Annotated in this window: 18 protein-coding genes; 11 read left to right on the top strand and 7 right to left on the bottom strand. The window is 70.6% G+C overall.

What is annotated here, in order from left to right:
• Positions 1–122: 122 nt before the first annotated feature.
• From ABZ904_RS31380 to ABZ904_RS31370, 3 genes are read right to left on the bottom strand one after another with little or no spacing between them, the layout of a single operon-like run.
• Positions 123–701 carry a hypothetical protein gene (locus ABZ904_RS31380; protein WP_360996860.1) on the bottom strand — a complete coding sequence of 193 codons (579 nt, stop codon included), beginning with the start codon at positions 699–701 and terminating at the stop codon, positions 123–125.
• Positions 702–712: 11 nt separating this feature from the next.
• The gene (locus ABZ904_RS31375; RefSeq protein ID WP_359392469.1) at positions 713–2,308 is read right to left on the bottom strand and encodes a HAMP domain-containing sensor histidine kinase; all 1,596 of its coding nucleotides are present in this window, start codon (positions 2,306–2,308) and stop codon (positions 713–715) included.
• Positions 2,305–2,991: a response regulator transcription factor gene (locus ABZ904_RS31370; protein ID WP_360996858.1), complete on the bottom strand. Its 687-nt coding sequence runs from the start codon at positions 2,989–2,991 to the stop codon at positions 2,305–2,307. Before ABZ904_RS31370 ends, ABZ904_RS31375 begins: the two co-directional genes overlap by 4 nt.
• A 496-nt stretch (positions 2,992–3,487) precedes the next feature.
• Between ABZ904_RS31370 and ABZ904_RS31365 the strand changes: the two genes are divergently transcribed.
• The 6 genes from ABZ904_RS31365 (at position 3,488) to ABZ904_RS31340 (ending at position 9,149) form a co-directional block, all read left to right on the top strand.
• Complete coding sequence (locus ABZ904_RS31365; RefSeq protein ID WP_360996929.1) at positions 3,488–4,228, top strand: DUF3152 domain-containing protein; 741 nt, start codon at positions 3,488–3,490, stop codon at positions 4,226–4,228.
• A 297-nt stretch (positions 4,229–4,525) separates the two neighbouring features.
• Positions 4,526–5,428 carry a hypothetical protein gene (locus tag ABZ904_RS31360; RefSeq protein WP_359392473.1) on the top strand — a complete coding sequence of 301 codons (903 nt, stop codon included), beginning with the start codon at positions 4,526–4,528 and terminating at the stop codon, positions 5,426–5,428.
• 17 nt (positions 5,429–5,445) lie between these two features.
• Positions 5,446–6,846, top strand: a complete 1,401-nt coding sequence (locus ABZ904_RS31355; protein ID WP_361827030.1) for a peptidoglycan-binding protein — start codon at positions 5,446–5,448, stop codon at positions 6,844–6,846.
• Complete coding sequence (locus tag ABZ904_RS31350; RefSeq protein ID WP_359392477.1) at positions 6,843–7,565, top strand: ABC transporter ATP-binding protein; 723 nt, start codon at positions 6,843–6,845, stop codon at positions 7,563–7,565. Before ABZ904_RS31355 ends, ABZ904_RS31350 begins: the two co-directional genes overlap by 4 nt.
• On the top strand, positions 7,562–8,932 hold the full coding sequence (locus tag ABZ904_RS31345) for an ABC transporter permease (protein WP_360996854.1): 1,371 nt from the start codon (positions 7,562–7,564) through the stop codon (positions 8,930–8,932). Before ABZ904_RS31350 ends, ABZ904_RS31345 begins: the two co-directional genes overlap by 4 nt.
• Positions 8,916–9,149 (top strand): hypothetical protein, encoded by a 234-nt coding sequence (locus tag ABZ904_RS31340; RefSeq protein WP_359392481.1) that lies wholly within the window; start codon positions 8,916–8,918, stop codon positions 9,147–9,149. The genes ABZ904_RS31345 and ABZ904_RS31340 overlap by 17 nt, the downstream gene beginning before the upstream one ends.
• A gap of 318 nt (positions 9,150–9,467) precedes the next feature.
• Here the strand turns inward: ABZ904_RS31340 and ABZ904_RS31335 are convergent, their stop codons facing one another.
• Positions 9,468–10,055, bottom strand: coding sequence for a helix-turn-helix domain-containing protein (locus ABZ904_RS31335; protein WP_360996851.1), 588 nt, complete (start codon positions 10,053–10,055; stop codon positions 9,468–9,470).
• Positions 10,056–10,084: 29 nt separating this feature from the next.
• On the opposite strand from ABZ904_RS31335, the gene ABZ904_RS31330 reads away from it, so the two are divergent.
• Positions 10,085–11,635: an MFS transporter gene (locus ABZ904_RS31330; protein WP_360996849.1), complete on the top strand. Its 1,551-nt coding sequence runs from the start codon at positions 10,085–10,087 to the stop codon at positions 11,633–11,635.
• A 553-nt stretch (positions 11,636–12,188) separates the two neighbouring features.
• Here ABZ904_RS31330 and ABZ904_RS31325 read toward each other — a convergent pair.
• Together ABZ904_RS31325 and dapA are read right to left on the bottom strand one after the other, a co-directional pair.
• Entirely contained in the window at positions 12,189–12,689 is a 501-nt protein-coding gene (locus ABZ904_RS31325) for a hypothetical protein (protein WP_360996847.1), read from the bottom strand.
• Positions 12,690–12,756: 67 nt separating this feature from the next.
• Positions 12,757–13,662: a 4-hydroxy-tetrahydrodipicolinate synthase gene (gene dapA / locus ABZ904_RS31320; RefSeq protein WP_361827024.1), complete on the bottom strand. Its 906-nt coding sequence runs from the start codon at positions 13,660–13,662 to the stop codon at positions 12,757–12,759.
• A 276-nt stretch (positions 13,663–13,938) separates the two neighbouring features.
• On the opposite strand from dapA, the gene ABZ904_RS31315 reads away from it, so the two are divergent.
• The 4 genes from ABZ904_RS31315 to ABZ904_RS31300 all read left to right on the top strand — a co-directional run bounded on the left by ABZ904_RS31315 (position 13,939) and on the right by ABZ904_RS31300 (position 16,634).
• Positions 13,939–14,079, top strand: coding sequence for a hypothetical protein (locus tag ABZ904_RS31315; protein WP_361827022.1), 141 nt, complete (start codon positions 13,939–13,941; stop codon positions 14,077–14,079).
• Entirely contained in the window at positions 14,076–14,732 is a 657-nt protein-coding gene (locus tag ABZ904_RS31310; protein ID WP_359392493.1) for a hypothetical protein, read from the top strand. Before ABZ904_RS31315 ends, ABZ904_RS31310 begins: the two co-directional genes overlap by 4 nt.
• 466 nt (positions 14,733–15,198) lie before the next feature.
• A complete protein-coding gene (locus ABZ904_RS31305) occupies positions 15,199–15,870 on the top strand; it encodes a helix-turn-helix domain-containing protein (RefSeq protein ID WP_359392495.1) in 672 nt (223 codons plus the stop codon).
• A 29-nt stretch (positions 15,871–15,899) separates the two neighbouring features.
• Positions 15,900–16,634, top strand: coding sequence for an SRPBCC domain-containing protein (locus tag ABZ904_RS31300; protein WP_361827018.1), 735 nt, complete (start codon positions 15,900–15,902; stop codon positions 16,632–16,634).
• Positions 16,635–16,718: 84 nt separating this feature from the next.
• Here the strand turns inward: ABZ904_RS31300 and ABZ904_RS31295 are convergent, their stop codons facing one another.
• The gene (locus tag ABZ904_RS31295) at positions 16,719–18,545 is read right to left on the bottom strand and encodes an endonuclease/exonuclease/phosphatase family protein (protein ID WP_361827015.1); all 1,827 of its coding nucleotides are present in this window, start codon (positions 18,543–18,545) and stop codon (positions 16,719–16,721) included.
• Positions 18,546–18,804 lie beyond the last annotated feature (259 nt).

Genomic DNA, 18,804 nt, shown 5'->3' with positions numbered 1-18,804 from the left:
CGCCGCGCCCCCTGGCGTGAAATCGGCAAGAGCGGTTCCCCTTGAAGGCCGGCACTGCCCCGCGTATCCGCAGGCCACAGGTGGTGACCCCCGCCAGTACCGAGGTGGTGCCTTGGCTCCTCCTACGGCTGTACAGGGTCGGGACACTCGCCGTCCGACTGCGTCATCGTCCATCCGTCCCCGAGCACACGGACGCTCGGGTATGCGGGCGAGGACGGTTTCCCACCGACGGGAGGAGCCGTAGAGGCGCCGTCCTGAGGCGCGTCCGAGGACAGTGCGGCGGACAGCGCGGTCTCGTGACCCACCGTGCACGCCAACTGCAGCATGGCCAGGTGGCTGAGGGGCGGGACGTCTTTGGGGAGGCGGACGGAGAGGATGTTGTCGCTGCCGATCGTCACCGTTGGTGCATCCGTCAGGTGGGGCAGCTTCGTGACGGTCGTCGCTGCCTCGCTCGCGGACGGTCCGTCGAACAGCAGGCGCACCAGGGTCCCGAGGTCCCCAGGGGCGCTGATCTTGCGAAGATAGGGCTTCAGATCACCGTTGTGCAGGAAATAGACGGGGACGGCGGTCGGTCCCGCGTGCTTCGGACCGGCGGAGAACATGCCACTCGCCGGTGCGCCGGCCTCGATGACGTCGGACGGGGGGACTCCGCACCCCGCCAGCGTGAGCACAGCCGTGAGCCCGACCAGCAGCGCCGCCACGCGCGAGCCCTTCACCAGGCACCCGCGGTGGCGTCGGCGGCGGCTGCGGAGTCGCGGTGCAGGGGGAGTTCGACCGTGAACGCCGCACCGCCCCCGGGCAGGTTCGCCGCACTGATGCGTCCTCCGTGCAGATGCACGTTCTCCACCGTGATGGCCAGGCCCAGTCCGCTGCTCTCGCTTCTGGTCCGCGATGTGCTCGCCTTGTAGAAGCGTTCGAATATGTGCGGCATGGCTTCCTCGGCAATCCCCGGTCCGCTGTCGCTCACCTCGATGACGGCCCATGCCATGTCCGCTCGCTCCTCCCTCACACCCATGGTCAGTCGCACCGGCGGCGCCCCGTGCCGCAGCGCGTTGCCGATCAGATTGGCCATGACCACGTCGAGTCGGCGCGGATCCACGCGCGTCCTGAGCACGCCCGGCCGGGGCAGATACGTCTCCACCTGACCCTGCCACCCCCGAGAGGCAAGAGTGCGCTGTACGGACTCGGCCAAGTCGATCTCGTCCAGGTTGAGTTCGACCGCGCCCGCGTCGAAGCGGGAGATCTCCATCAGGTCGTTCACCAGCCCGCTCAGCCGGCTGGTTCCCTCGCTGATGAGCCGCAACGCGTCGCCGGTCTCCTGGTCCAAGTGCCGCACGTTCTCGTCCAGCACGTCGGTGACCGCTGACATCGCCGCCAGCGGCGTCCGCAGTTCATGGGAGACGTCCGCGACGAAGCGGCGCGCCTGGGCCTCCAGGCGGCGCAACTCCGCGACCGACCGCTCCAGCGCGGCCGCCGTGTCGTTGAACGATCGTGAGAGGTCGGCCAGTTCGTCGGAACCATTGACCGCCAGCCGGACGTCGAGATGTCCCTCGGCCATCCGGCGCGTCGCCCGGCGCAACGCCCGCACGGGACGCAGCACACCGCTCGCGGCCAGCAGCGCCAGGACGACGGCGAGGCACAGTGCCACCAGGGTGGCGCGCTCGATGCCGCTGATCATCGCGCTGACGTAGGCCGCTTCGGTGTTCTGCGGCACCACCAGGTACATCACCATCCCCGAGAGCCTGGGTTCCGCGCCCTCACCCGTGGTGTACGTGACCGGCATTCCGACGACGAGATTGGGCTGCCCGTCGACGTTCACCCGCTGGAACACCGCGGCCCGTTTGGTGTGCACGGACCGGCGCAGTTCGGGGCTCAGCCTGTCGAAGTCGGCACTCGGCGCCCAGGCGCGGACGCTGCCGTACGTGGCCATGACCCGCCACCCCTGTGACGGGTTGCCGTGGAGCACCTGGTTCACCGCCGACTGCAGCTCCGGCTGGTTCGGCGCGGGGGGAGTGTAGACGGCCACGGCGTCGACGCTGGTCCGGAACTGCCGGATGACGGAGTCCTGGCTCTGCTGCAGCACCCCCGTGCGCGCCTCCCGGAATGCGAGGGCTCCGGTGCTCAGGGCACTCGCCATGGCCACCAGGACGAAGGCCGCCACCAGGCGGGGGCGCAGGCCACGCAGCGGAAGCGGGACTCGTGCCAGGACCGCCCTGAGGAACGGCGCCGACCCGGCGCCCTGCCCGGCTCCGACGGCCTCGCGTTCGCGTACGGCCCTTCGTGCCCGCACGGATCTCCGGCCGTTCACGAGATACCGAAGCGGTAACCGAAGCCGCGTACGGTCTGCACGTACCGGGGATCCCTGCCCTCACCGAGCTTGCTGCGCAGCCGCTTCACACAGGCGTCCACCAGTCGTATGTCGCCGTGGTAGCTGTGCTCCCAGACCGCTTCCAGCAACTGCTGGCGGCTGAACACCTGTCCCGGCGAGGCCGACAGGGTCAGCAGCAGCCGGAGCTCGGAGGGGGCGAGCGCGACACGTTCGCCACGGTGTGACACCACGAGCCCGGCCCGGTCGATGACCAGCTCGCCGTGCGACTCCGCCCTGGGCCGGACGCCGTCCGAGACCGACGCGTCCTGCCTGCGCAGTACGGCCCGTATGCGCGCGTCGAGCACCCGGGCCTGTACGGGCTTGACCACGTAGTCGTCCGCGCCGGCCTCCAGGCCCACGACGACATCGATGTCATCGGCCTTGGCGGTCACCATGATGATCGGGACCTGGTCGCGATCCCTTATCCGCCGGCATACGTCGAGGCCGGACATGCCGGGCAGCATGAGGTCGAGCACGACGACGTCCGGGCGGAAGGGATGGAGCTGTTCCAGTCCCTCTTCACCCGTTCCGGCGGCGGAAACCTGGTGCCCCTGATGTCGGAGCGCCAGCTGGACGGCCTTACGGACATCTGGGTCGTCTTCGACAATCAGGACTCGTGGCACGTCGACAGTGTAAGCAGACCGCGTTCGGTGGCCGTCCCGGAAAGAGCCCCCCTCGGGAGCTGTTACGGAAGGGTCACAACGGATGGGATGTGCGGGCGGTTTCCGGGTCGGCGCGCCGTCGGGCGGACGGCCCCGTCGAACCGGCCGGCCGGCAGTCGGGGGCGGTCTGCCGGTGGTCCGGTTCGAAATGGCGAGCGTCGGCCGAAGGGGACCGGTCTGCCGGTGGTCCGGTCCGAAGTGGCGAGAGTCGCCGGAAACCACTCGTTACCCTTTCGTGATTTTCCGAGCTCACGGCGATCATCTGAAATGACCAGTTTGAGCTGCCATGTATTCGGCACGAGAGCTGGAATCCGCACCGCCCACCGGCAGCGCCGGGGCCTCCCGCCGCGATGGCCGTGAGAACCGGACCTCCCATCGCGGTGGCCGTCGGCACCGCTCTTCCCACCGCAGGGGCCGTCCGCGCCGTCGGGGCCGGGGCCTTCTGATCGGCGTGCTGCTGGCCGCCGGTCTGCTCGGTTCCGGGGTCTTCTTCCTGGACGGCGGACGAAGCGACGCGTCGAGCGGTGCGCCGCACCCGCGGAGCACGGTGCACCACACCAGTACGCCCACGCCGACCCCCACGCCCACCCCGACGCCCACGCCGACCCCCACCGAGATCGACGTCCCTGCGACGGGCTCCGGCACATTCGTCACCGCGGATGCCAGTGGCGAGAAGGTCGGTCGGGGTCCGCGTCCGCTCCGCTACGTGGTGAAGGTCGAGACCGGGCTCGACATCTCGCCGACCCAGGCGGCGAACGAGATCGCCGAGATACTCGCCGCCCCCCGGGGCTGGACCCACAACCCGGCCTACGCGTTCCAGTTGGTGGCCGCGGGGCAGCCCCACGACCTCACGGTGAAGATCGCGACGCCGGGGACGGCGGACGCTTTGTGCTGGACGGGCATCCACCAGAACACCCAGGGCGAGTACAACTGCGAGGTTTCCGGCGGGGTGGTGGTGAACCTCAAGCGCTGGGTCAAGGGCTCGCCCACGTTCGACGGTCCGATCCATGACTACCGGGCACTGATCATCAACCACGAGATGGGGCACTTCCTGGGCTACACGCACATGACCTGCGCGGGCCCCGGTCAACTGGCCCCCGTGATGATGCAGCAGATCAAGGGCCTCCATGGATGCGTCGCCAACGCCTGGCCCTACGACAGGAACGGTCACTTCGTCTCCGGGCCGCACGTGGCGTGAGACGGCGGCCGTTCCCGGCGGCGCGCCACTCAGGGGACCGGCCGTTACGGCTTGGTCATGAGTTGAGCCAGGGGCCATGAACTGCGGCCGCCACTCTGAACTCAGCGACAACCCCGTGGTCGTCAAGGCCACCAGGCGCTCACGGCACCGTGTTCGCGGTGCGACGGTGCTGTCGGCGTGGGCGGAGCCCCCCACGACCCCGTGGTCCTCAGTGGCTCGTAGGCAACAACCCCCCCTCTCTCGATCGGATGGAAGAGCATGTCTGGATACCGCAGTGTTCGGAAACTGACCGTAGCGGTGAGTCTCTTGCCGCTGCTGGCGGCTTGCGGCGCTGAGACGGCATCCCACTCGGTGGACGGGGGGAAGCCCTCGGCCGGGTCGTCGGGGCAACTCGATGTTCCCTCGGACGCCGGCGCCGACCTCAAGAAGCAGTACCTCATGGAGAACGCGATCGCGGCCTGCATGAAGAAGCAAGGGTTCACCTACACCCCCGTGGCCCCCGAGGACCCCGCGGCCTCCTGGGCCACCGACGGGGCGGACTACAAGCTGACCAAGAAGTACCGCCAGAAGTACGGCTTCGGCATCTACGCAGGCCTGGTCTACCCCAACGATCCCCAGGCACCGGGCAGCAAGGCGTCCCAGGAGAACTCGACCGGCACGCCCAACGCCGACTACGTCGCCACGCTCACCTCCGAGCAGAAGGCCGCCTACGACAGGGCACTGGGTGGCCCCCCGGACCCGAAGGCCGGCGGCGGCGACAAGGGCTGGACGGGTTGCCAGGGAGCGGCCAACACGCAGGTCTACGGCTCCGCGTCACCCCAGGAGCGAAGCGCCGCGACCGCGGAGCAGAACCGGGCGAACGCGCAGGCGCTCAACGGTGACCCGAAGCTGATCGCTCTGGCGCAGTCCTACGCCTCGTGCCTGAAGGCACACGGCATCGCCGTCACGACCACGCAGCCGACCGGCATCGGGGACATGGTGAAGCTCCAGGCGACCACGTCCGCTCCCGACGGGGCGCACATGGGCGCGGTGAAATCCGACGGGAGCCCGCTGGACACCATGAGCAAGGACGAGGCCCTGCCCCTGCTCACCAAGGACATCGGCCTGGCGATGCAGGACCTGGACTGCGGCAAGGAATTCCGGGCCGCCTACTTCCCGAAGTTCCTGAAGAACCCCACCAGCGGTGGCGGTGCCGGGTGAGGCAGCGTCGCAACCAGGTGAGCAGCCGTCCCAAGCAGTTGGGGATCATCGTGGTCGCGGTGGGGCTGGTGGGCGTGGGCGGTTGGTTCGCCGGATCGCAGATGCAGTCGCCGGCGGATGCGGCTGCCGCACATCGGCCGCCGAAGGCCGGACCGGTCACCGTCGCGGTCGTACGGCGGTCGCTGACCGCGAGCGTGGTGGCCCAGGGCTCGGTGGAGTTCGCCTCGCCGCAGAGCCTGGCCCTGGCCGGACCGGTCGGGTCCCCGGATTCCGGCTCCGGGGATTCCGGGGTCGGCGACGCCGTCGTCCAGCGGGTCACCAAGGCACCGGTCGCCGGATCGGAGGTGAAGGAGGGCGATGTGCTGATGCAGGTGAGCGGCAGACCGGTACTGGTGCTGCGGGGATCCGTTCCGATGTACCGCACACTGGGTCCGGGTGCGTCCGGGGACGACGTCAAGCAGCTCGAGCAGGCCCTGACCCGGCTCGGGTTCGACCCCGGTGGAACCACCGGGACGTACGGGCAGTCGGACGCCGCGGCGGTGAGCCGCTGGTACCGGAGCAAGGGCTTTCACGCGGAGGAGCCCGGTTTCGCGGACAGGCAGCAGCTGGGAACGCTCGAGGCGGCTGTGACCACCGCGCAGCAGGCCCTCCTCGAGGCGCGGAATCAGGGCAGCGGCTCCCAGGGCACCGACTCCAAGGGCTCCGGCGGCGGTACCGGCACCGGTGGTGAAGAAGGCCGACTGCAACTCAGGGCGGCGCAGCAGCAGTTGGATGCCGCCGACGCCGCGCTCTCCGCCTTCCAGGCCGGCTACGGAACCAAGATCCCCGCAGGTGAGGTGGTCTTCCTGCCGGATCTGCCGGCCCGGCTGGACAAGGTGTCCGTGAAGATCGGCGACACCCCGTCCGGACCGATCGGGACGGTGACCAGCTCCAAGGTCGTGGTGCAGGCCGTGGTGCCGGGCAGCGACGCCACGTTGCTCCACAAGGGCATGACGGCCCAGGTGGAGACCCCCGACGGCACAAGGGTGGAGGGGCAACTGGTGGCACTCGGCGACGATGTGCCGAAGGACGAATCCGAGGACGGCAAGGACGCGCCGGGGACCTCGGCCGGCGGGAGCGGCGACGCGACGGCCCCCGTACCGGTGCAGGTCTCCGTCCCGGCGGGGAAGCTGACCAAGAACGCCAACGGGTCCGCGAAGGTGACCATCGAGGTGGGTTCGTCGGACGGTGACGTGTTGACGGTGCCCATCGCAGCGCTCCACACGTCTGCCGACGGGCGGGCCAGGGTGCAGGTCGCGCGTGGCGGCAAAGTCGTGGACGTCTCCGTCAAGGCGGGTCTCTCCGCGGACGGGCAGGTGGAGGTCAGGCCGTCCGGTGACGACCTGAAGGTGGGCGATCACGTGGTGGTCGGGCAATGACCGGTCTGCCGGCCCCCGTCGTGCCCGGCGCGGACACCGTCATCCAACTGGTCTCCGTCGACCGGACCTTCGACTCCGAACCGCCGGTGCACGCCCTGCGCGATGTGAACCTGGCAGTTCGGCGCGGCGAGCATCTGTCGATCGTCGGCCCGTCCGGTTCCGGCAAGTCGACGCTGCTCAACACCCTGGGACTGCTGGACCGCCCCACCTCGGGTTCCTACTGGCTCGACGGGGTGGAGACCAACACCCTCGCCGACCTGGAGCGCACCTCACTGCGCGGAAGCCGGATCGGATTCGTCTTCCAGTCCTTCCATCTGCTGCCCTACCGGACGGTGGACGAGAACGTCATGCTGGCCGAGGCCTACCGCCGGCCGCGTCCCGGGCGCGGCCGCGCCGGCCGCAGCGCCAGGGCCAAGGAGGCGCTGGAACGGGTGGGCCTGGCGCACCGGATCGGCTTCCGGCCGGACAGGCTCTCCGGTGGTGAGAGGCAGCGTGTGGCGATCGCCCGGGCGCTGATGAGCGAGCCCGCGCTGCTGCTCTGCGACGAGCCCACCGGCAACCTCGACAGTGAGAACACCGAGTCGGTGCTGGACCTCTTCGACCACCTGAGCGAGCAGGGCATGACCCTGCTCGTGATCACCCATGAGGAGGCGGTCAGCATGCGGGCCGACCGGCGGGTAAGGATCAACGACGGACGGCTCACCGAGGAGAACCGATGAGGGCCCGGGCACGAGTCGTGGACCGGGCCGCCCGGGTGGACCCGGCACACCCGGAGGACCCGCCGATCGCCGTCCGGTCCACCGGCGGACGGCACACCGGTGGACGGCACACCGCTCGCCGGTGGACCGGCGGGCGCCGCGGCAGGGCCGGGGGCATCGAGCGTCCCTGGATGGACTTCCGGGATCTGTGGACCGAGGCGCTGGCGGGGGTGCTCGCCCGTCCTGTCCGCTCCGCCCTGACCACGCTGGGGACCGTGCTGGGCATCACGACCCTGGTCATCACCATCGGGGTCTCGGCCACGGCGGGCAATCAGATCGTCGGGCGCTTCGACGCCCTCACCGCCACCTCGGTCACGGTCACGGTGCCCCCGCCGCCCCCGTCGGCCGACCCCGTCCCGCTCGTGGACTGGTCGGGTGTCGACGCGGTCCGGCGGGTGGCCGGGGTCGAATCCGTGGCGGCGATCGCCGACTCCCAGGAAACCGCGAGCGTCCAGGTGCGTGCGAACGACGTGGTGTCCCCCGGGGAGGTCACCGGCCAGACCATGGCGGTCGTCGCCGCGTCCCCGACGCTGCCCGCGGCGGTGCGCGGCAGGATGATCGCCGGGCGCTTCTTCGACGACGGGGACATCACACGGCACGACCGGGTGGCGGTGCTCGGCGACCAGGCCGCGCGGCTCCTCGGCATCAATTCGGTACTGGACTCCCCGGCGGTGTTCCTGAAGGGCCAGGCCTACACCGTGATCGGGATCCTCGGCGGGGCCGAGCGGGAACAGCAGCTGTCCACCGCGGTGATCCTGCCGCCCACGACAGCCGAGGACCAGCTGGGCCTGGCAGCGGTGACCCGGGTGCTGATCAACACCGCGCTCGGCGCGGCGAAGCAGGTCGCCCATCAGGCACCGATCGCGCTGGCTCCCGGAGCCGAGGACGCCCTCGCCGTCACGGCACCGCCCGACCCTGCCAAGGCACGCAAGGGAGTACAGGGCGACGTCAACGGCCTGTTCCTCGTACTCGGACTGGTCTCGCTGGTGGTCGGCGCCATCGGTATCGCCAATGTGACGCTGGTGACCGTCATGGAGCGGATCGGGGAGATCGGTTTGCGCCGCGCCCTCGGCGCCTCGCGACGGCAGGTCGCCGGCCAGTTCCTGGTGGAGTCGACGACCATCGGACTCCTCGGCGGCGTCGTCGGTGCCGTCCTGGGCATGGTCGTCGTGGTGGCCGTCTCCGCCATCAGGGACTGGACTCCGGTCCTGGACGTCCGTCTCGCCTTCGGAGCCCCGGTCGCCGGAGCCCTCGTCGGACTCCTGGCCGGCCTCTATCCGTCACTGCGGGCCTCCCGCATGGAGTCGGTTGATGCTCTCCGGTCCTGACGTCCAGAGTCCGACAGCCGGCTACCGGTCGACGGTGGAGCCCGACGCCGTCGACGCCGTGCGGTTCGAAGGCTTCGTCATCGTGGGGCGGGTCCACGCCGAGGACGGTCCCGGCGGGTGCGGCCGCCTCCGGCTGCGGCGCGGTGTGCGGGAGGTGGGTCTGCAGGACCGTGCCGCGTTCGATGCCGCGTCGTCCGGCTCGCGGGGTTGCGCCTGACAGTCAGGGAAGAGCGGGTCGACGCGGAGGGCCTCGATCTCCATGTCGAGGTGGCAGCGTCCCATGCCGCTGCCGGCACCAGGGATCCTTCCGTCGGGGCGCATTTGCGCCTGACCAGCCACAACTGCTCGGCGGCGCCTGTGACCTGCTCCGTCCACTGCACACAGCGTGCCGCCGGGCGCGGCCCAGCCGGGGCGAAGACAGAAGACAGGCCGCGCGGCAGACGCGGCGCGTGCCCGCTCCGTGCACGGGCCTTGACGATGCGGGGAAAGCTCCACCGCGCCATGGGTGCTCCAGTCGGGACCCACCACGTCTCGGTCAGGACGCAGGCTCGGACGACGAGTCAGGTTGCGAGAGGCTCTCGCGGTTCCCGTCCGATGCGATTCGGGCGACTGTGTCCGGTAGTCCCACGTGATGGCCCTTCGTGCACTGCACCACGGCGTTGAGCGGGCTTCCGCAGTCGGCGTGGACGAGTTCGACGCCGCCTTCCCTGCCCACGCGCGCGCCCCAATCCATCAGTGCGACGAACACCGGGAACAGTGACCGGCCCAGATCGGTGAGGACGTACTCGTACCTGGTCCGTTGGCCGGGCTCCCGGTAGGGGTGGCGTTGCAGCAGGCCGGCGTCGACGAGGCGCTTGAGGCGCTGGGAGGTGACGGCTTCGGTCAGTCCGGTGTGCCGGGCGAGTTCGTCGAAGCGTCGGCCGCCGTAGTAGATCTCGCGCATCAGGATCATCGCGGAACGGGTGCCGACCAGTTCCAGTGCGCTCTCCATATGGCACCAGCCCTCGGCGCTCCAGGCGCCACGGTCGGCGAACCGGCCGGATCGCGTGATCACGGCCTCGACGCCGGGCTCCGGCTCTCCCGTGGATTCCTTCATGTCGATCACGCCCCTCTGGCTGCGCATTTGTATAGCCAGCATGTTACGTTCTGGCTATGGTCTCCACTAGCCAGGATAATGTCCTTGCAGCACAGCGCTCTGCGCCGCCCACCGCCTCGAACGGACGGAGGTGGTGGGCCCTCCTGGTCCTCTGCCTCGGCGTGATGATGACCTTCGTCAACGTGTCCTCGACGATCTCCGCGCTGACACCGCTCCAGGACGACCTCCATATATCGCCCAGCACCGTGGTCTGGGTGAGCAGCGCCTTCAGCCTCGCGGTGGTCAGCCTGGTGCTGTCCGCCGGCACCCTGAGCGACCTCGTCGGGCGGCGACGGGTGTTCTGGGCGGGCGTTTCGCTGTTCACACTGGGAAGCTTCATCGCCTTCCTGGCGGGGAACGCCGGCCTGCTCATCGCGGCCCAGGCGCTGATGGGCGTCGGCGCTGCGGCCGTACTGCCCTCGAGCCTGTCGATCGTGAGCCACACGTTCACCGATCCCCATGAGCGCACCGGCGCCATCAGCGTCTGGGCCAGTTGCGCCGGCCTCGGGCTGGCCGTCGGACCGCTGGTGGCGGGCGTGCTGCTGGATCAGGTGTCGTGGCACGCGGTGTTCCTCACCGACGTCGTCATCGGCCTGATCACCCTCGTCCTCACTCCGCTGCTGGTGAGCGAGAGCAAGCATCCGACGCGCCGGTTCGACTCGGCGGGCGTGGTGCTCGGCACCCTGGCGGTCGCGTCGGCGACGTACTCGATCATCGAGGGCGGCGCCACCGGCTACGGAAAGCCCGTGATCATCGCCGCGTACGTGGTCTTCGCCGTCTCGCTGGCGGCCTTCGTACGGGTCGAGCTTCGCCACCGCGATCCCATGCTGGAGCTGCGGCTGTTCAGGAGCGCCTCGTTCACGACCGTGATGAGCATCGGCGCCGTCACCATGCTGTCCTTCGTCGGCATCTCGCTGCTCACCGTTCTCTATCTGGAGCGGGTCGCGCACGAAAACGCCCTGATGACCGGGGTGAAGCTGCTCCCGATGTTCGCCGCCTACATCGTCATCAGCGCGTTCGCCGCCCGCGTGGTGCGCTGGCTCGGCATCGGTGCCACGCTCACCGCGGGCCTCGTCCTCATGGGCGGGGGAGCCTTCGCGCTTCTGGCGGCCGGGCCCTTCAGCGGGTACGGCGCGATGTGGCCGGGCCTGTTCGTCGCCGGGGTGGGCTCGGCCCTGCTGGTGGCGCCGTCGACGGCCGCGGCCGTCAACAGCGTGCCGCCGCTGCAGGCCGGCATGGCGGCCGCGTCGGTCAACATGTTCCGCCAGCTCGGCAGCGTCCTCGGTCCCAGCGTCCTCGGCACTCTGGTCACCACCCGTTTCCCGCACCTCCTGCACGGCCGGCTGGCCTCGGCCGGGGTTCCGGCCGGCCGGGTCGACGATGTCGTGGCGGGCATCACCCACGGCGGCACGAGTCACCTCCCGGCCTCGCTGGCGCATACGGTCTCCGTCGCCTTCCCGCAGGCCTTCACCGACGCGCTCCACCTGGGGTGGCTCGTCGCCGGAATCGTGCCGCTCGCCATGACCGTCCCGACGGTGCTCTTCCTTCGGCGCTGCACCGCCGCCTAGCTCGCCGCTGACCCGTTCCGGCGGCGTATCCGGCGCCGTCCACCAGGACGCTCCGAGCATCCCCGGGGTACGTACTCGTAGCCGATGCCGAACAGTGAGAGTGCGTACCCGGACCGCCGTCGATCGGGGCTTCCGGGAGCCGGACGGCGTCGACGAAAGCCTCGACAGGCCGCCGGGACGGGTCGAGTGTCCGACCTGCATCTCGTTCCGAACAGCAACACCTGATCAGGGGCGGCCGTGAACCGAGGCCGCCCCGTCGATCAGGGCTCCGACCCGCTGCCGAGCTGCCGGCGGTAGCCGACCTCGGCCGACGTCGAGCGCGCCCTCCCATGGCTCAGGACGGCCCGGCAGGGCGCTCGCGAGCGACTGGGCCCGGCGAGAGGAGCGGCGGCGGATCTGCTGGAGCACGGGCCCGGCGGCGCGCTCGCGTCTCCCGCCGAGGGGCCGGATCGGCGCGGGGCGGAGCCCGACCACGACCCTGTCCGGTGGCATCCCGCCCAGGCCGGCGAACCGAAGCGGGCCCGCCGGACCGCCTCCGTCCCGGGCCCGGCGTCTACTCCGCAATCGTCGCCGCGAACTGCGCCAGCACCGCGAAGTCGCTCTCCCTGAGCCCGATGCGCGGATCGACGTGGTACAGCAGGGCCTGGCCCGGGTGATGACCCGTGACGTACGCCTCGTCCGCCGGGCTCTGTTCGTCGTCCACCCAGGCGAACGAGCGGCCGGCGGCGTGGGCGACGATCGCCTCGGTCTTCCAGTGCACCCCGTCGGGCCGCAGCGCGAACAGGCCGGCGCCGAAGTCGACGTACGGGAGCTCGGGGAGGCCGATGACCGGTCCGATCCAGCGGTTCGCGGCATCCATCCACGTGCTCGCCCAGCACAGCTCATAGCCGAGACCGAGCAGCGCCTCGCCGTGGCCGGGGTGCAGCCAGACCCGCAGGGCGCGCCCCTGGAGGGCCACCCGGATCGTCGTGTAGCCCTCGGGGCGGCGCTCCGGCTGCGCGGCCCACGGGTTGAGGGGGCCGTCGACGTCGAGATACAGCAGCGGTCGGCTCACCTGGTCAACGTACGGCAGGGAGGGCGGAGGGGCGACGGTATTGTGCCCGGGCCGGCACCCCTCATGATCACTTGATGCCGGTCAGCTCGCGGTAGGCCGTCATCAGGTCGTCCAGCGCCGCCTCGTCCGCGGGACGCAGCGGCGGACGCACCGGGCCGGACGGCAGGCCGAGGCGGCCGAGCAGCCCCTTCGCCGTGACCGTACCGGGCAGACCCGAGGCCATCATCAACTCGACCAGAGGAATGGCCCGTTGCTGAAGGCGGGCCGCATCCGCCGTGGCACCGGAGTCGAACGCGTCGAGAATCGCGCGGAACTGACGTGGCGTCACATTCGCGACCGTACTCACGTATCCGGCGCCGCCGACCGCGTACAGCGCGAGCACCTGCTCGTCACAGCCCGCGTAGTACGCGAGTTCCGTGCGCGCCAGTACCTTCTGGGTGCCGAGGAGGTCGTACGCGCAGTCCTTGACCGCCACGATCCGCGGATGCTCCGCGAGCCGGATCATCGTCCGGGGCTCGATACGGGTGCCGGTGCGGCCGGGGATGTCGTACAGCACGAGCGGCAGTCCGGATGCGTCGGCGATCTCCCGGAAGTGCGCCTCGACCGCGTCCTGCGGGGGCCGGCTGTAGTACGGCGTGACCACCAGCAGCCCGTCCGCACCGGCCTTTTCGGCCGCCAGCGCCAGCTCCACGGTGTGCCGTGTGTCCGAGGTGCCGACGCCCGCCACGATCGACGCCCGTTCACCTACGGCTTCCCGCACCGCCCGTACCAGCGCGGCCTTCTCGGCATCCGTCGTGGTCGGCGACTCGCCGGTGGTGCCGGACAGCACCAGGCCGTCGCAGCCCTCGGCCACGAGCCGGTCGGCGAGCCGCTGCGCCCCGTCGAGGTCGAGGGCGCCGGCCGCGGTGAAGGGCGTGACCATCGCGCACAGAGCGCGGCCGAAGAGCGGGCGGGCGAGGGGAGGAGTCGTCATGGAAACAGTCTCGGCGCGACGATCGTGAAGCTCTACTGAATTCTTCTACACGGTATCGATTAGCGATGCTGCGATGTCTGGCTCGGCCTGCCCGGCCGCGCGTCCGCTGTCGCGTAGACGGCTCTGTCATCTCACCTCGCGGACTTCGGAGGTCCGGAACGCGAGGGCGGAGGCGCTCGGGGGCGCTGTGAGGGGGCGTGAAGGGTCGGGCACTGGTGCCGAACCGGGATTCATGGGTCACCATGGCCGGGACGGTAACCAGCAGCGGGAGGCGTCATGAAGCTGGGCAAGGCACTCGCCACCGGGGTCGCGGAGGAGCACCCGGAGCCGTACGAGGAAGAGGCCGGGCTCGAAGCGGTCGAGGCGCTGGAGGAGCTGGAGACGTCCACTGCCGAAGAGGTACCGGTAGCCCGATGAGACTGCGGCTCCCCGAGGAACGCCCGACGGAGCCGCCGACCGGATACAAGATCGCCCACCCGGTCCTGTCCCAGGACGGCACCCGGGCCGGGTTCACCGGTGTGTCGCTGGGCGGCGCCCTGACCTACGGGGTCCGCGACGAGGCACGGTGCGCCTACGGGCTGCGGCACCGGGCGCCGTACCGTCGCTGCGACTGCGGCTTCCACTGCGTGCACGAACGCGCGGAGGCCGAGGGGCTGCTGTGCACCGCCGAGCACCGGGAAGCGGTGCTGCTCGAGGTTTCCGTCCTCGGCGCCTACATCCGCTTCGAGCGCGGGTTCCGGTACGCGCGCCAGCGGGTGCGAAGCATGACGGTCGGACCGTGCGCGTGCGGGGCGACGGCCGTGGCGCTGGCCGACGCCGGCTGGGGCAGGCCGGGCTGGCGCGCGCTTCGGGCGACGTGCGCGGGGTGTCCGGGCGGCCGTACGTCGCTGGCGCTCGCGGTGTTCGAGCGGTTGGCGGGGGAGGGGCTGCGGGTACGGGCCGGCCGGGGCGCCGCAGCCGTGTCCGCCGGCCTCGGCGTCCGCGAACTCGTCGCGGAGGCGGCCTTGCTGCAGGCCCGACTCGACTGGTTCCAGACCCAGTTGGCCCGGCTGGAGGGGCCGAAGGGTTAGTGTCACCACCGCAGCGTCGGCCGCGGCCGGGCGGGGCGGTCGCGTCCCGGGCCGCGCGGCCCGGCGGCTTCGTGGTCGTCGACCTCGAGTTCCAGGGGCCGGGTGCGAATCGGCGACGGGCCTGGGCCGACGCAGACACCGAGGCCCAGTGAACCGGACCCGCGCCCAGGCCGCATCACCGCCGCCTCCTCCCACCTCGACACGGACGGCACCCGGGCCCTCCGCCATGCCCTCCGGGAGCGCGCACACGCCCGCCCGGAGGCACACGCCACGGCCGAGATCGAAGACCCTCGCCGCGAGCCGGACCCTCAGCACGGGCCAGACCCTCCCAAGAGCCGCTACGACCACTCGCTCGGACCGCCGCCGCCCGGCTGAGCGCTCGAACGTCCCCGCTCATCCCGCACCCCCGCTCACCGAAAACTCTGACCGTCTGGACAAAAAAAATTTTCGGTGAGAGGCTGCAGTCATGTTGGACGTCACCGTGATCGAGGATGCCGAGGCCGCGGCCGTCTCGCTGGATCCGACGAGAGCCCGCCTGCTGGCGGAGCTGGCGGCCGGGCCGGCGTCGGCCGCCATGCTGGCCGGCAAGGTCGGGTTGCCCCGGCAGAAGGTGAACTACCACCTCAAGGCCCTGGAACGGCACGGGCTGGTCGAGCTCGCGGGCGAGCGCCGCAAGGGCAACGTCACCGAGCGCCTGATGCGGGCCACCGCCGCGTCGTACGTCATCAGCCCGCTCGCGCTGGCCTCCGTCCAGCCCGATCCGGACCGCTTCCGCGACCAGCTCTCCGCCCGGTGGCTGCTCGCCTTGGGGGCCCGCCTGGTGCGGGACGTGGGCTCGCTGATCACCGGAGCGGTGAAGGCCCGCAAACGGCTCGCGACGTACGCGCTCGACGGCGAGGTGCGGTTCGCCTCGGCCGCCGACCGTGCCGCGTTCATCCAGGAGCTGACGGCGGGCGTCAGCGCCCTGATCCGCAAGTACGACGCACCGGACGCCGAGGCGGGCCGTGACCACCGGATCGTCCTGGCCGTTCACCCCACGGTGGCACCGCAGCCCCCCGCACCGCAGCCCGAACCCCCGCGGGCCGTCGAACCCGGCCCCGAGGAACCCGAGTCCCCGACCGTCGAACTCACCGACTGACCCACCTACTTGACGCGCAGGAGCCCACCATGTCCAAGGAATTCGAGATCGCCCGCGAGTTCGAGGTCGACGCCACGCCCGAGCAGGTGTGGCAGTCCTTCACCACCGGCACCGGCGGCTGGCTGTGGCCGATGGACGCCCCCGAGCCGCGGGAGGGCGGCAAGGGACCCTTCGGATCCACGGTCACCGTCTGGGACCCGCCGCGCCGGTACACCAACCGGGTCACAGAGGTCGAGGGCATCGCGCAACAGACCCTGAACCAGCTCGACTACACCATCGAGCCGCGCGAGGGCGGCCGGCGCTCCTGGGTGCGGTATGTGCACAGCGGCATCTTCGTAGAGGACTGGGACAACCAGTACGACGGCGCCAACAGGCACACCGACTTCTACCTGCACACCCTGCGCGAGTACCTGACCTACTTCGCGCCCCGCCCCGTCTCCTTCGCGACGCTGAACGGCCCCGAGGCGTCCACGGCGGCCGACGCCCTGACCGCCGTGGTCCCGGCGCTCGGGCTCGCGGAGAACACCGCCGAGGGAACCACCGTCGAGGTACAGGGGCCTGAGCGCCGGCTCTTCCACGCGGTGGTCGACTACCGCAACCCGTACTTCCTCGGACTGCGCACCGACGACGCGCTCATCCGCTTCTTCGGCCGCAACCACTGGGGCGCGCCGGTCGGCATCAGCGTCCACGACTTCGCGCCCGGCGCCGACGCCAAGGTGAACGAGGCCGCCTGGCAGGAGTGGCTGAACGCGGTGTACGCCTGAGGTCCCTGACAAGCGGCACGAGCCCGGCCCCCTGCGACGGGGGCCGGGCTCGTCCGTACGTGAGCCGGGATCCGCGTACCGGAACTACGGCCGGAACCGCAGCACCTGCGGGTCGTGGTCGCTGATCTGGTCGTGGAACTCCGAGTTGATGTGCACGCTGTCGTAGTCCAGGTCGCAGCCGCGCCGGATCGCCGGGCTGACCAGGATCTGGTCGAGAACCTGGCTGTTGCCCTGGTAGTCGTACGTGTACCGCTCGCTCCTCGGCAGCGACTTGATCGCCGACCACAGCGCGCCGCCACCCTCGAGGATCTTGGTGGTGTCGGAGAACTGGAAGTCGTTCATGTCGCCGAGCGCGATGACGTCCGCGTTCTTCTGCGTGTCGAGGACGTCCTTGACGAAGGTGTTCACCTCGGTCGCCTGCAGGTGGCGCTGGACCTCCGAGCTGCGCGCCGGAGGCTGGTACTGCGCGGTCAGCCCCTGGTCGCCGCCCTTTGAGTTGAGGTGGTTGGCGATCACGAAGACCGTCTTCCCGTGGAAGACGAACTCGCCCACCAGCGGCTTGCGGCTGGTCTTCCAGGCGTCGCTCGCCGGGTCGATCCGGCCGGGAGAGACCGTCAGCTGCGCCGTGCCGTGCACCTTGGTGACGCCCACGGCGGTCGTGGAGTCGCCGCCGGCTCGGTCGGTGAAGGAGACCCGCTTCGGGTTGAAGAGGAAGACCTGGCGGATGTTTCCGCCGGGCTCGCCGCCGTCCTGGTCGTTGACCGGGTCGATCGAGCGCCAGTCGTAGTGCGGGCCGCCCGCCGCGACGATCGCGTCGATCAGCTTGCCGACCGTCTGGCTCGCGTCGACCGTGCCGTCGTCCGTGGCGCCGTTGTTGTCCTGGATCTCCTCCAGGGACACGATGTCCGGCGACTGCAGGTTGTGCACGATCGCGGAGGCGTGGGCCTCGAAGCTGCTGTCCGACGGGTCCAGGTTCTCCACGTTGTACGTGGCGACGGCCAGCTCGCCCCGGTCCTGCCTGCGTGTGGTCTCCCGCTGCAGACCGCCGCTCTTCAGCGTGCCCATCCGGCCCGCCACGAGGGTGTAGCCGCCGAACTGGTTGTAGTCCAGCGGACCGCTGGTCGCACCGGTGAGCGTGTCGCCGACGTCGGCGGCGGGGAAGTCGGCGGTCGAGCCCAGCGACTGGATCTGCAGCCGGCCCGTGTTCTGGGAGTCGTAGGAGCCGTAGACCGTGCCGCCGCGGCGGTTGGCGTGCTCATGCGGCTTCACCGTGACCCACAGCTCGGTGTACGGGTCGGTGGCGGTGACCACACGGGCGTCGGCGACCTGGACGTTCATGCCTTCCAGGGACTCGTAGTGGTCCAGGGCGTACGTCGCCGGCTGCAGAGCGAGCCCGTTGATCGAACCGCTCGCGGCCGTGTCGCCCGCCGGGGTGTACTCGTCCGGCACGGACCTCGCGTCGACGACGACCGGGGCCGGGACTGCGTTGCCGCTGGAGAGCACCGCCACCGTCGGCTTGGTGATCTCGGTCAGCGACTGGTTGGCGGTGGCGGCGCCGCCCGGCACGTACTCGGAGACGGTGCCCGTCACCGTGACCGAGTCGCCGACGGCGACCTTCGGGGTGGAGCTGGTGAAGACGAACACGCCCTCACTGGTCGCCGGGTTGTCGTCCGGGTTCGGGTCCTGGATCCAGAATCCCTTGGAGGAGCCGTACGTGCGCACGCCCGTGACGATTCCGGCCACGTCCGCGACCTGCCGGCCCGCGAGCGGCGATATCCGGGTGGTGCCCTGGATGTCGTGAATGCGCACGGTGTCCGCATGCGCCGGTGTGGTGAGGACCACACCGGAGACGGTCGAGCAGACGGCGGCGACGGTGAGCGCGGCGAGGCGCCTGGATGACTTGCTCGGCAACGGGATCCCTCCGGGGAGATGTGGGGGTGCCGGGACGAAGGTGGAGCGGTTTACCGCGGGGCCGTGGCTGGCGGGACGGTGTGACGCGCGTAGAAGGCGGTGGCCCCGGATGAACCGCGAAGGATGCCGGCGAACCTCGGTGAACAACTGTCCGCCGACTTCTACGCGCGTCAATCTCCTTTGTTCTCGGGCCAGTTGTCAAGGTTTCGGCCAGGTGCGGCTCCCGCAGGGACGTGAACCGGGCGGCATGGGGCGAAAC

Origin of the sequence: Streptomyces sp. NPDC046900, assembly GCF_040644975.1 — a bacterium.
Classification (GTDB): Bacteria; Actinomycetota; Actinomycetes; order Streptomycetales; family Streptomycetaceae; genus Streptomyces.
This window is presented reverse-complemented; position numbering and strand designations above follow the sequence as displayed.

Coding starts and splice junctions, on each gene's coding strand:
- ABZ904_RS31315 (WP_361827022.1), top strand. CDS start 13,939: ATGAAGCTGGGCAAGGCACTCGCCACCGGGGTCGCGGAGGAGCACCCG.
- dapA (WP_361827024.1), bottom strand. CDS start 13,662: ATGACGACTCCTCCCCTCGCCCGCCCGCTCTTCGGCCGCGCTCTGTGC.
- ABZ904_RS31330 (WP_360996849.1), top strand. CDS start 10,085: ATGGTCTCCACTAGCCAGGATAATGTCCTTGCAGCACAGCGCTCTGCG.
- ABZ904_RS31300 (WP_361827018.1), top strand. CDS start 15,900: ATGTCCAAGGAATTCGAGATCGCCCGCGAGTTCGAGGTCGACGCCACG.
- ABZ904_RS31345 (WP_360996854.1), top strand. CDS start 7,562: ATGAGGGCCCGGGCACGAGTCGTGGACCGGGCCGCCCGGGTGGACCCG.
- ABZ904_RS31335 (WP_360996851.1), bottom strand. CDS start 10,055: ATGCGCAGCCAGAGGGGCGTGATCGACATGAAGGAATCCACGGGAGAG.
- ABZ904_RS31310 (WP_359392493.1), top strand. CDS start 14,076: ATGAGACTGCGGCTCCCCGAGGAACGCCCGACGGAGCCGCCGACCGGA.
- ABZ904_RS31305 (WP_359392495.1), top strand. CDS start 15,199: ATGTTGGACGTCACCGTGATCGAGGATGCCGAGGCCGCGGCCGTCTCG.
- ABZ904_RS31340 (WP_359392481.1), top strand. CDS start 8,916: ATGCTCTCCGGTCCTGACGTCCAGAGTCCGACAGCCGGCTACCGGTCG.
- ABZ904_RS31350 (WP_359392477.1), top strand. CDS start 6,843: ATGACCGGTCTGCCGGCCCCCGTCGTGCCCGGCGCGGACACCGTCATC.